Source organism: Clostridiaceae bacterium HFYG-1003 (assembly GCA_024579835.1).
Lineage (GTDB): Bacteria > Bacillota > Clostridia > Clostridiales > Clostridiaceae > JG1575.
Genome location: CP102060.1, coordinates 1,243,958 through 1,256,150 on the forward strand (window position 1 = coordinate 1,243,958; position 12,193 = coordinate 1,256,150).

General features: G+C 46.9%; 10 protein-coding genes. 4 read left to right on the forward strand and 6 right to left on the reverse strand.

Features of this window, described 5'->3' with window-relative positions:
• Positions 1 to 36: 36 nt before the first annotated feature.
• Positions 37 to 507 (forward strand): GNAT family N-acetyltransferase, encoded by a 471-nt coding sequence (locus tag NQU17_05715; protein ID UUM13060.1) that lies wholly within the window; start codon positions 37 to 39, stop codon positions 505 to 507.
• 973 nt (positions 508 to 1,480) lie between these two features.
• On the opposite strand, the gene garR is transcribed toward NQU17_05715, so the two are convergent.
• The 5 genes from garR to NQU17_05740 form a co-directional block, all read right to left on the reverse strand.
• Entirely contained in the window at positions 1,481 to 2,377 is an 897-nt protein-coding gene (gene garR, locus NQU17_05720; protein UUM13464.1) for a 2-hydroxy-3-oxopropionate reductase, read from the reverse strand.
• 107 nt (positions 2,378 to 2,484) lie between these two features.
• A complete protein-coding gene (locus NQU17_05725) occupies positions 2,485 to 3,786 on the reverse strand; it encodes a DUF1722 domain-containing protein (protein ID UUM13465.1) in 1,302 nt (433 codons plus the stop codon).
• Positions 3,787 to 4,028: 242 nt separating this feature from the next.
• Positions 4,029 to 4,994: an alpha/beta hydrolase gene (locus NQU17_05730; GenBank protein UUM13061.1), complete on the reverse strand. Its 966-nt coding sequence runs from the start codon at positions 4,992 to 4,994 to the stop codon at positions 4,029 to 4,031.
• A 108-nt stretch (positions 4,995 to 5,102) separates the two neighbouring features.
• A complete protein-coding gene (rlmN, locus tag NQU17_05735) occupies positions 5,103 to 6,173 on the reverse strand; it encodes a 23S rRNA (adenine(2503)-C(2))-methyltransferase RlmN (protein ID UUM13062.1) in 1,071 nt (356 codons plus the stop codon).
• Positions 6,174 to 6,484: 311 nt separating this feature from the next.
• The gene (locus tag NQU17_05740) at positions 6,485 to 7,234 is read right to left on the reverse strand and encodes a hypothetical protein (protein ID UUM13063.1); all 750 of its coding nucleotides are present in this window, start codon (positions 7,232 to 7,234) and stop codon (positions 6,485 to 6,487) included.
• A 1,097-nt stretch (positions 7,235 to 8,331) separates the two neighbouring features.
• Here NQU17_05740 and NQU17_05745 point away from each other — a divergent pair.
• From NQU17_05745 to NQU17_05755, 3 genes are read left to right on the forward strand one after another with little or no spacing between them, the layout of a single operon-like run.
• Positions 8,332 to 8,811 (forward strand): DUF6431 domain-containing protein, encoded by a 480-nt coding sequence (locus NQU17_05745; GenBank protein ID UUM13064.1) that lies wholly within the window; start codon positions 8,332 to 8,334, stop codon positions 8,809 to 8,811.
• A gap of 27 nt (positions 8,812 to 8,838) precedes the next feature.
• A complete protein-coding gene (locus NQU17_05750; protein ID UUM13065.1) occupies positions 8,839 to 10,227 on the forward strand; it encodes a DDE-type integrase/transposase/recombinase in 1,389 nt (462 codons plus the stop codon).
• On the forward strand, positions 10,220 to 11,020 hold the full coding sequence (locus tag NQU17_05755; protein UUM13066.1) for an AAA family ATPase: 801 nt from the start codon (positions 10,220 to 10,222) through the stop codon (positions 11,018 to 11,020). The genes NQU17_05750 and NQU17_05755 overlap by 8 nt, the downstream gene beginning before the upstream one ends.
• 326 nt (positions 11,021 to 11,346) lie before the next feature.
• Here the strand turns inward: NQU17_05755 and NQU17_05760 are convergent, their stop codons facing one another.
• Positions 11,347 to 11,874 carry a hypothetical protein gene (locus NQU17_05760; protein ID UUM13067.1) on the reverse strand — a complete coding sequence of 176 codons (528 nt, stop codon included), beginning with the start codon at positions 11,872 to 11,874 and terminating at the stop codon, positions 11,347 to 11,349.
• Positions 11,875 to 12,193 lie beyond the last annotated feature (319 nt).

Consider the following 12,193-nt stretch of genomic DNA (forward strand, 5'->3'; position numbering starts at 1 on the left):
ATTTATTATAGAAATGCTGATTTAACGGTACGTTCCATGGCGGAACGTGACATTGAGAAACTTGTCAGCGGTTTCGCGGAACAAGGTTGGCATAAGTCATATGAGTTGTTCGAAAAGTATTATAAGCAACAGGAACTGAAAGTACGGTCCGTGCTTATTGCTGAACAGTGCGATGAGGTTTCCGGTTACGTGACCTTGCTTGCGAATGCCATCGCTGGGCCATATGCCGAAAGAAACATCCCTGAAATCGTTGATTTTAATGTGTTGATCAAATATCAGAACAAAGGAATTGGCAGCAAGCTGATGGATGTTGCCGAGAGCCTGGCTAAAGAGATGAGTGACTCGGTATCACTTGCAGTGGGTCTACACAGCGGTTATGGGACTGCTCAGAGAATGTATATGAAACGTGGATACGTACCGGATGGCTCCGGAGTCTGGTATAAGGAACAACCATTAGAACCATACACTGAATGTGTCAATGATGATGACTTGCATGCGAACTCATGACAAGTTTGGTTGGGTGAGAATCTGAAATAAACCGACTGAATTTTGCTTTCAGGACCCAGATATGAGATTCAGCCTTCCGAATTCCACTAATCTCCCTGTATTTGTCGCGAAATGTATATTTCGCGACATTATTTTTTTTATCCCCCATCCTCCTTATTTAGCAACACGGGCTGCCGTTGAACCCTGGGTTATGTTGGGCACATGCCATCACTAATCACTATGATATCCAGTTTATCCTCTTGCTATAAATCATCTAATCTAAATTCATCAATTCTTGGATCGCCTGAACCAGGATCCTAGGATCTTGAATCAAAACTCGCAAACTACGCAGATTATCATGAAGCAATTTCATCCACATCTTCCGTCTTTTCTATCATTAAATTTACTCATCGATTCTGAGCGAAATCATCGCGTCTACTTTACCTTCTGACACAGAATCTTTCATCATACGAAAAGTTTTTTCGCATATTATTGGTCTGTATCCGATGGAAATGGCCTGGCATCCGGATTATTTTCATAAATCAATTCTCAGGTTGACATGTCACCGGAATCTCGGTTGAGTCGGATTGTTTGCCATTATGCGGTTGTTGAGCTGAATTATCATGCGACATCCTAACCAAGAACTCAGGAATTCTCAACAGGCGTTGTTGTTATATACGGTATTTAAATATCAAATTCTAAGCTAATGTCAAAATTTTGCGGGTAACAAAATTCAGACTTCCCTTGTGTTAGTACCTCGATAAAATCGATCTATCCCCTTTTCTTCGCCTTGAATGTTAAATATTTCACTTATGAGAAAGAGTCCACATTACAGTTCTTCGGCGCACCGTAATTCTATGTTTTTTTCTTTCAATTCCTGTTCATTGGACCGATCTGCATCAACTATGTCAGGTTCAATTGGAATCGCCTGCAAGACAACCTCACAGGAATCTTGCAGGCGATTTGTTAAATTTGGTAATTTCCGCAATCAGTTTTATTCTTCTCGAGGGGTCAGGGTCGTATCCACCAGTTTCTCATAGTAGCGAAGCAGCGCGCTGTGGTCTTCATGGTCATAACCGGCACCACGCAGAACCTGCATCATTTCCATGACCTGAGCCGTAAGTGGCAGCGGAGACTGAACGGCATGTCCGGCTTTAATCGCGTTATTCAGATCTTTGATGTGGAGACCAATGCGGAATCCGGGTTTAAAATTGCCTGACAGCATCATGGGCGCTTTCGCATCCAGGACAGTGGAACCGGCTAAACCGCCGCGAATGGCCTGATAGACCCGTTCCGGATCAGCTCCGGACTTTTGGGCAAACATCAGGGCTTCCGAAGCGACGGCAATGTTGACTGCCACGATGATGTTATTGGCCAGTTTCGCCACGTTGCCTGATCCAAGCGGCCCGACGTATGTGACCGATCCGGCCATGGCCATCAATAGGTCCCGATACCGCTCAAACACTTCCGGATCTCCCCCACCCATGACGGCTAACGTTCCTTCAATGGCTTTCGGTTCTCCTCCGCTAACGGGACAGTCCAGCATGTGAATACCTTTTTCCAGTAAAGCCGCACCGATGGCTCTGGTTTCGTTGGGATCAATAGAACTCATATCAATGAGTGTTGTGCCTGGACGAGCGTTCTCGAGAATACCGCCTTGACCTAAGGCTACCTGACGGACCTGAGGAGAATCCGGCACCATGGTAATCAAGACATCCCCAAATGCCGCTGTTTCTGCCAATGTCCCTTTCTTCGCGCCAAGCGCGACTACTTCATCCATTACATGTTCTTTCGGGGTATGAACCATGAGGTCATGTCCTGCTTTAATCAGGTTCGTGCTCATGGGCTTGCCCATAATACCCAGCCCGATGAATCCAATTTTCATGAATATGTTCTCCTTCAAGATGCAGTCAGTTATGTTGCTGGCTGCATTGTTTTTCCTATTTTAGCCTACTCTCGCATGTTTCCCTGTGCAAGTGGCTGACAGGAAGGAATGCATCAGATTTCATTTTGGCCGATATAGATTTTGCTAAGATCCATCCTTGTATGATTGCATGTCTGCTTGTCTGCTTGTTTGTCTGCTTCCTTGAAATAGTAGCTTGCCTGAAGATAAGGATGCGGGTATTTTCGGAGCATATTGTACAGGTACTCTCTCACTGTGAGCTCCGGTATTTCTCGAGATGCCAGACCTTCGATGAGTGTTCGAAAGGCCTGGCGTTCATCGTCAGTTGCCCGATTTTTGAAATAGCCCCAGACATGTTCTGCCGCATTGACGGCATCTCCGGTTGATTCAGGAAGGTTGAGTGCCTGTTCCAGCAGTCTGGCCAGCCGAAGAAAGTCCGGCTGTGATTTATCTTTCAGCAGCATGCGGATCTCCCGATAGATGGGCTGAGATCGAGCCAGAACTGAATACTTGGAACGAGCCCATAATCGTTCAGCCAGCTTGACATCACGCTGAAGAATCATCTGGATTTTCTCAGCTGATCGATTAGAATCCTGCGCTTCCAGAAGAACATCCAATGATTCTGCAAGGGTCTGGATCAACTCCATGAATGAGTCTGCGGCAATGGTATCGGACTGAGTTCCTGGAAGCTTCCCCACTGCCTGTTGACTGTACCGGATGATCTGCCGGCCATCGCCTGGGCCCCAGGTCTGACCGGCCAGTTGGATCCATTCTGCCATCGACCTGCCCTCCGGCGATGGATTATATTGATGAGCAAGATGACTGAAAACAACTGGAAAACCAGTTCGCTGGCTGATTTTCAGTACATCAGCGATGTTGAAGTTTTTTTCGTCATTTTCAAGGACGAGGCGTGCACGAATGGTTGCATCCAGTGAGGCGGCTCGCTCAATAAACCGTTCCATTACGACGGCTTTATCATCATTCACTGCAGAGATTCGAAGGATCAGCTTGTTATCCGGATCGGTTCCCATCAGCTCCATAATCCGGACCTGATGTTCCAAAAGACGCGCCATCTCCCGCCAAACTTTTTCATCCGGTGAACTCAGTTCACTGGGCGATCCCATTTCCATAACGATACGGATTTTCCCCCAGAGAAGCTGCTTGATCGACTCAAACTCTTTCTCAAGTTTCTTTTCCCAATCAAAAGGCAAATTCTCCGTGATGGAAAAAGGAAGGAGATCAGGAGAAATTCCATAAAGCGGAATCCGAAGAGCTCGGTTGTAACGTATTGTCGATTCAAGCACCGAAAGATTCCATCGGATCCGTTCTGCCCAATTCTCCCGGTTTAATTCGCTTTGCCGGAACGATTTATATTGATTCCCTGCATCAAGATTCATCCAGGAATATCCAACGTTAACTTGAGTCAGCTCCATGCACTGATCCCCTCCTTTCCTGCCCTTCTCTACTCTTCTTTTCCCTTCTCTTCTATCGGTCATTCACTTTAGTCAATTTCTCACTTGTCGATGTCTCTGTATTTCAACTTTTCTCTATTGTCGTCCTTGTTCTTCTTTCGGATTCATAGGAATGTCCATCCAACCAAAGGTCAATGATGCGAAGAAATGAGTTTGCTTCAGGGCTGTTAGCCTTCACTTGTCCGAAAGAACTGATCCATCGAGTCATATAAATCCTGGCTCTCTTTGCGCTGAGGCTGTGTCACCATGAAAATGTGATTCAAAGGTTTTCTGATTCGAAAAGGGTAATCATGTAACCGGAGTTTGATGTTTGCCTGCTTGATTTTTTGTGCAAAGTCGATCCCTTCACGGTGAAACATGACATCATTTCCACTGGTTGCCAGCCATACAGGCGGTAATTGCGGGATTAACTGCAGGGGGTCGGTCATAAAGTCTGTCAGCTGCCCGCTCTTCTCCCGAATGGCTTGAGTCTGTAGAGACTGTTGAGAAAATGGATTTTGTCCCAATGGATTTGATTCAGATTGGCGGCTGCATCCGAGATAATGCGGAATGAAATTCAGGATGTCTGTTCGTCTGGTTCTTACCATGGGGTGAATCAGGCTGACCGCCCGAATTCGGAACGAATGCCTGATATTAAATAACGGAGCTGATTCCCCTTTGCCTGTAGTCAAAACCCCCAACAGAAGCAGACACAGCAGTCCACCGGCGGAATCTCCTTTCAGGTAGACTCTCTCCCAATCGATGTCGACTGGCAATTGCTCAAGCCTCGCCAAGGATGACAGAATGACTTGAATCTGCTCTGTCACCGTGGCCTGAGGGATCAACGGGTAATCCAGCACCGCCACGGCATATCCGCGCAATGCCATTTCCGCGGCAGTCCACTGATTGAGTTCCATGCTGCCATAGACCAGCCCGCCGCCATGCAGATCAATGACCAGTGGACAGGCTTTCTCTTTTTTTACTGGTAGGTACAGATCGAAGAGATAAGCTTTATCTGACTTTTCGGAGCCTCCGACATTTTTCATTATGGTTACTTCAGGATAATGAAACTGCTGAAACGCCAGTCGCGGCGCGTCTGCCACTTTTAAAAAATACCGCACCAGCCTGATGCGGGGATCGAATATCATTTTCATATTGTATTCCTCCCGCCTAAGTCATCCTGGTGATGCAGCATACTCCGCCGTGTCCTCATTTTTCGGATGGATCATCCATCCCTGGAACAATCCCGGAGTTCCCCGCCACTATTTGCCAAGCACCTGATCATGTTTCAGCTGCTGGCTGCGTAGCTGACCGCAGGCACCCTCAATGTCTCCGCCCATTTCCTTGCGCCGGATACAATTGACACCACTTTGCATCAGAAGATCAAAGAACCTGGATATGTCTTCTGAATCACTGCGCTCAAACTCTTTTTCCTGAACCGGATTGTAGGGAATCAGATTGACATAGCCTTTTTTACCCAGTGGACGAATCAGTTTCGCCAGCTCCAGGGCATGTTCCGGCTTATCATTGATGCCCCGAATCAAAATATATTCGAAGAAGACCCGGCGGTTTGTCAGCTGGATGTATTCTTTCAGCGCATCCATCAATTCTTTGATCGGATACGCCCGGTTGATTTTCATCAATCGGGATCGAATTTCATCGTTGGGTGCATGGAGCGAAACCGCCAGGTGAACCGGCAGACCTTCCCGGGCAAACTGCCGGATTTTCGGTGCCAGACCGCTAGTCGATACCGTGATGTGCGATGGCGTGATGCACAGCCCTCTCTGATCTGTCACAATGCCCAGTGCTCGCATCACTTCGTCATAATTGTCAAAGGGTTCGCCGATCCCCATTACCGTAATATGCGAGACACCGGCTTTTGATCCGCGGCTGGTCAGCCACCGTTCCACCTGGAGGATTTGAAGAACAATCTCCCCCGCCGTGAGATCTCGCTGCTTAGTTAGTAAGCCGCTGGCACAGAACTGACAGCCCATGTTGCAGCCGATCTGAGTGGTGACACAAACCGCTTTGCCATACCCTTTCGGCATCATAACCGTTTCGATCAGGCAGGCATCCGTCAGACGGAACAAGAATTTGGTTGTCCCATCTTCTGCTTCCTGGATCGTTACTTCTTCCAACGGTTGAAAGGTAAAATGCTCTTCCAGAAAATCAGTCAGGCGCGGCGGAAGATCCGCCATCTCCCGGAAGGATGTCACTTTATGCTGGTACAAATGCTGCCAGATCGAATCTACCCAGCCTGCTTTCTGCTGCTGTGTCTTAAGCCAATCAGCCAGTTCCAGCCTTGTTATTCCGTATATCAGTTGTTTTTCCATATTCTCTCACTCTCGTAGTAATCAGACGGTCTATCCCCCGATTGATAATTCCTGAAGTCACTTCATCGGATCCACATCGGATGATATTGTTCACCCCTGCAGGCTGTTCGTGGGTTAGTGTCCTGTTTCGTTCTTTTTAAAATGGAGCTGATGAGTCTCTTATGATAAATTATATCATGATCCATCAAGCTGAAATTTTCATAGAACTATGCTTGAACGCTGAAAAGCACCGCGAGAGCGGTGCCTTTCTAGGCGGGTGATTTTTCCGAATTTATAACTCTGATTTTAATACTGTTAAGCCCAGTCCTTCATCAATCCGCATTGGACAGGTTATCAAACACCTGATCAGGTCTTAGTCCCAGATCAATGATGCTGTCAAACCCATCGACCCGGAACCAGCCGATGGGACCCTCTCCGTCTTTCTTGCCGTCACTGCCTCGGATCTGAACCCACTCTTTGTTATCACTGGCCAGGAACTCGACCTTTTGAGGTGCCAGTTTCATGAAAGGTGCTGCATCGCCCCGATTCATGTAGATGGGCAGCATGACTTTCAGGTAGATCTGCTCCATATAGGTATACATCTTTACCGGGTACACCTGATCCGGTACTGGTTCAATGGTGTTGTCCGGCGTCAGGCTCCAGGTTGCCTGGCCAAACCAGGTTTGGAGAAGACTGAATCGCATGATTCCAAAAATGTGGCCTTCTCCGTCAAATTGATCATCCGCATCAGGAATGTTCGTCGGAATTTCACCTATTTTTTCAAGGGCCCCTTCCTTCCAGGTATAGAAGTAAGTGACCGGATCATCGCTGGGACCTCTGACCATCAGGCCGATTTCCCGCTGATCATCCAGATAATTGATGTCAGTAATCAGGAACTCATCCAATATCGGATCATCATCCTCAAAGAAGTCTTCCTCAACTACCGATCGGCAGCTTACGTTATTAATCTTAAAGTCAGTTGCGCTTAATCGGATCGTTTCAAGTTCTCCATCGAAATCAAGATCCATCTGGATGTCATCTTCGGCCGGGTAATAGGCGGCAACCATTTCGGGCTTTGGCACGACAGCAACGCGATTTTGAATAGGTGCTGAGACTGGCAAGGGAGCTGAAGGGACAGCAGGCTGGACAGCAACTGAGCGGTCAGACGGTTCTCCTGAACTTGCTGCTTGATTTGGAGCAGGACCAGTACAGGCCGTACCAATCATCAGGAAACAGACAATGGCTAAAACTCGATTCGCTTGTTTCATAATGGAACCCCCTTGTGAATCCGTAAAAAGATTCTAAATCATTGATCACATGCTCTTTCAAGCTGGAAGAGGATCAGAAGAATCCGAGTATTGAAACCTTATTCTATTGAGTTCTATTGTGTTCTATTGAGATCTATTATGCTCAATGAAGTAATTTTCGAAGAAAGACAATTCTAATGGGATGCCAAGTATTTTTTGTATATCCCCTACCTTCTTTTTATACCATATAACTGGTAAATGCAATCCCCTGTACAACCCGGCCATAGGCAGCTGTTCTATAATCACTGAAATCATACACAATATATGAAGAACTTACGGATAGATATCGAAATCAATCCCCATACGAAAAGATAATTAGAAGGATACGTAATATCAGCAAATTCCATAAAAAATAGACTCCGATAAAACCTACAACATTATAAATGCTCTAAAAAAATAAATAATTAGCCTTGGTATCTTTATTCTCCATAAATTAATTTTATTTTCCATCATTAATTTCCCTCAAGAGACAATAGGATCGAATAAATTTAAAATTATTATTATTGATTCATCATGAACCATAGGAAAGAACTGGAGCTCATCGGTCAATCTCACAGGTTTTTGGATTGACCCAAAATAACTTATACAAATATGACAGACGGAAAATACCATCCGCATACTTCATCCACTCTCATGTAATTCTTCAATGTTTATGCCGGAACCAATCGTCCTATAGTAGCCAGCCTTGCCTGTCCGTAAATAGACGGATATAATGTCCATAAATATATTTTGGAGGACAAAAAGAGATCCTCCCTGACTCTATGGTTAGCGCCGAGTCATCAGGGAGGATCCTTACTAAGTTATTAGCATGATCAGTATATCAAAATACGTTTTAGAATGGAATCCCGATCAGCGTGTTTTTTGTTCGGAGTATGGAGAAAAGCATATGTCCCATCTGTCATCAGTCGCTTAAGGTCATTGGCTCCCGCAGGAGATTAGTGATCAACGAGAATGGGGATGTCATGATCCTGGTGCTTCGTCGCCTGCGCTGTACCAACCCCGGTTGCGGGAAGATCCATCACGAACTTCCGGATCTCTTAACTCCCTATAAGCGGCAGACCACAACGATCCTGGAGCAGATCATCACCGGTCAACATGAAGCGGTGCCCGTTGAGAATTCGACCATTCGGCGGGTCCGAGCCTGGTTCAACTCCAGAGCCCACGCTTTAGTCGGTGCTCTGCTCAGTACATATGCTACAGTCACTCAGGACTATGGGGTCGACTTTTCCGATCTGCCTCAGTCCATACTCGAGAGGATTTTCTTCTTTGTAGGCGAGCCTGCGGGCTGGCTGAAAAAGGTTGTCCGGATTTTAGTCAACAATCACCGATGGCCACATACCCAGTTGGCATAGGTGTCCACCGAGGAGTCCTCTAAAATCATGTCATCACTCGAAATTGAATGGAGGCATGACATGAAGGACAAGGAAAAAGCACAGGAAATAGCGACGCAACGGGCGATTCTACTGGCGCCCCTTCTTTCCCATGACTTGGACAAGGGGCAGATCCGGGTGCTTAAGGAGCAGATCTGCCGCGAGGCTGGGATTTCCGAGCGGACCTTACGGCGATATCTGAATAGTTATCAGCAGAAGGGATTTTCCGGACTGATACCGCAGGCGAGGGTATCGCAGGATTCAAGAGCCATCCCGGCGCTGGTGTTGGACGAAGCCGTGCGGCTGCGCAAAGAGATCCCGTCCAGAAGTGTGGCTGAGATCATTCGAATCATGGAATGGGAAGGCCTCACCGAAGCTGGCTCGATCAAGCGAAGCAGCCTGCAGGAGAAATTGCAGGAGAAGGGCTACAGCGGGAAGCATATGGCCATCTATGCCGCTGGCGGGGTAGCTACCCGCCGATTTCAAAAACGCACCCGCAACAAACTGTGGCATTCGGATATCAAGTATGGCTGTTACCTGCCGATCGGTCCTGGAAACAAGCCGCAGCAGGTCTATCTGGTGGCGTTTTTGGACGACGCTACCCGGATGATCCTCCATGCCCAGTTCTACTCGAACCTGGAGCAGAGCATCGTTGAGGATTGCTTCCGCAAAGCCATCCTCAAGTGGGGAATTCCAGAGCAGGCATACTTCGATAACGGCCGCCAGTTTAAAAATAAGTGGATGTCCAGAGCCTGCGCAAAGCTTGGCATCCGGCTGATCTTCGCAAAGCCCTACTCTCCGGAAGGCACCGGAAAAATAGAAAAATTCAATCAGAATATCGATCGGTTTCTCGATGAGTATAAATTCGATAACTCGGAACGATCCCTCGAGGTTATGAATGAGCGGTTCTGGATCTGGTTGGAAGAATGCTACCAGAACAAACCGCATACCGCACTCAATGGAACGACCCCGCATCAGGCGTATAATCTGGATCCCAGGCCCTTGAAATATCTGCCAGCGGAGAAGGTCGCCAACGCCTTTTTGCACGCTGAGACCAGAAAAGTCGATAAGAGTGGCTGCATCAGCTTTGGCGGCGCGAAGTATGAAGTTGGGCTACCCTATGTGGCTCGCAGCGTGGAAGTGGTCTATGACCCCAGTAACACCGAGGAACTGAGCATTGAGTATCAGGATGACAAACCCTTTGTGGTGAGAAAGCTGGTCATTGGGGAGCGTGTGGAGCCCAAGCCTCAGCTGCCGGAGTTCCTGACTCCAGTCAAGCCAACCTCTTCCAGGTTACTCGATGGTGCCCAAAAGCAGAATCAGAAGCGAAAAGACAAACAGCAGTCTACGGCCATCTCTTTCAAAGACATAAGAAAAGGGGGTGGCAGTGATGTTTGAAGCGTTTTATGGCTTCAAGAAAACTCCATTCTGTCGGGATCTGCCGACTACGGAACTATTCCCTTCCAATACGCTGGAGGAGTCCCTAAGCAGATTATCCTATGTCGCCGAACGGCAACTCTTCTGTGTACTCACCGGAGAGTGCGGCACTGGTAAGACGACCACCATTCGCCGATTCCGCGATCAACTGGATGACACCAGATACACCCTGATCTATCTGGCAGACTCGAAAATGACGCCGAGAAATTTCTACAAAGGGATGCTGGATCAGTTAGGGGCCGAATCAAGATTCTATCGAGGGGATGCCAAACGCCAGCTGCATAAAGAGATCGAGTTGATGAAAGGACTCCACAATAAGCGTCCGGTGGTCGTTGTCGATGAGGCGCATCTGCTGGATCGAGAAATGCTTGAAGAGGTACGTTTTCTCCTCAACTTCCGGATGGATGCCGTCAGTCCCATGGCACTGGTTCTGGTGGGCCAGGTCGAGCTATGGGAGAAACTCCAGATGCAGTCCTATACGGCGATCCGGCAACGGATCGACATCCAGTGCAAAATGCAATTGATGGACCACTCACAGGTGAAGGGATACATGAAACGCCACCTGGAATATGCCGGGATCGACCATGAGCTCTTCTCAGATGAGGCTACTGAGGCAATCTATCGATATTCCGGTGGATCCGCCAGGCTAGTCAACCAAGTGTGTACCAGCACCCTGATTTTTGGTTACCAAAGTGGAAAGCGAATCATTGACGACCACATGGTCAAACTGGTCATCAATGGCGAACTGAGCTAAACAAAATGGCAAGTTGAAATTTCTCTCAACTTGCCATTCTTTCCAGCAATTCCCGGACAAGAAATACCATCAACTTCTGGACAAGGAACAATAGCAGTAACACTTCAAATGAGATTTTATAGTAAAAAGTCTCCTAAAGCAGGCATGCGAAAAGAGCAATTCTGCTTTAGGAGACTTATGCCATGTTTAGGGAAGGGAGTTAATTGCGTCTCCCACTTCATCTTGGGGCAATTCGACCCGTTTTCATAATTCACCACAATTTCTTGACAATAAAATCCAGCAGGAAGGACCGAGCAGGAAATCGAACAGAATGTGATTGAGAGGTATCATTTCTTAATTGGAATATAGCAGGCTATCGCAGTATAGTTAAAAGGCATCGAAGCAATCGTTCCATCAACATTTATGATGACTTTGGAGTCATCATTCGGTGAGTTCGGATTTTCATAGAAATACTCGATGTTGATTTTCAAAGCTTTCCACTCGTTGTTCTGTTGAATCAGGTAAAGCCCCTGCTCCAAAGGTCCCATTCTGGAAGCTGCAAGTTGCTCGATGGCATGCTGATGAGCCTGGGCAGGTATATAAATAATGCCGGGTGATAATTTATCTCCGGTTTGAAAGGTTTTAAACGGAACTACTCCGGACTTCTGACCATCTTTCATTTCCAGCGTTGTTCGAAATAGCCTTTCGGCACCTTCTTCGTTGGTCAACTTTTCATAGCCATCAGGGAGAATGAGTTCATCCGCGTAACCAGCTGTTTCAAGATCGATTTCCGGTTGATTCTGACATCCAGCTGTTAATGATGTACAGCCTATGCAAATGCCGATCAATATAATTCTGAAAAAATTGATTTTCATCGCTAATAAGTTCCTTTTTACTCATATTTCCGTTCGAAACGAATCGGACTTTTAACCATCACGTATTCTATGACATTTTTGGTCGAAGTTAACCACCGTGAAGACCAGTGCTCTAGAATGAAACCAAAGTCATTAATTGTTATGGAATCCATCGTTACAGGTAGTGTTCTACCCCCTTCCTAATTGAAAAAACAAGATTCCTGGCCAAGGAATTGGAGACAGCTAAGAGAACAGCGGCAGATCCGGATTTTATTCGAAGACGAAGTCTTTCCGAAGGAACGCAACCGGGATAAACAGAATCAAATTTTCAGGCTTTTAA

Excerpts from the sequence above, each read along its gene's own strand:
- NQU17_05715 (UUM13060.1), top strand. The coding sequence starts at position 37 with ATGGCGGAACGTGACATTGAGAAACTTGTCAGCGGTTTCGCGGAACAA.
- NQU17_05725 (UUM13465.1), bottom strand. The coding sequence starts at position 3,786 with ATGAATCTTGATGCAGGGAATCAATATAAATCGTTCCGGCAAAGCGAA.
- NQU17_05730 (UUM13061.1), bottom strand. The coding sequence starts at position 4,994 with ATGAAAATGATATTCGATCCCCGCATCAGGCTGGTGCGGTATTTTTTA.
- rlmN (UUM13062.1), bottom strand. The coding sequence starts at position 6,173 with ATGGAAAAACAACTGATATACGGAATAACAAGGCTGGAACTGGCTGAT.
- NQU17_05745 (UUM13064.1), top strand. The coding sequence starts at position 8,332 with ATGGAGAAAAGCATATGTCCCATCTGTCATCAGTCGCTTAAGGTCATT.
- NQU17_05750 (UUM13065.1), top strand. The coding sequence starts at position 8,839 with ATGTCATCACTCGAAATTGAATGGAGGCATGACATGAAGGACAAGGAA.
- NQU17_05755 (UUM13066.1), top strand. The coding sequence starts at position 10,220 with ATGTTTGAAGCGTTTTATGGCTTCAAGAAAACTCCATTCTGTCGGGAT.
- NQU17_05760 (UUM13067.1), bottom strand. The coding sequence starts at position 11,874 with ATGAAAATCAATTTTTTCAGAATTATATTGATCGGCATTTGCATAGGC.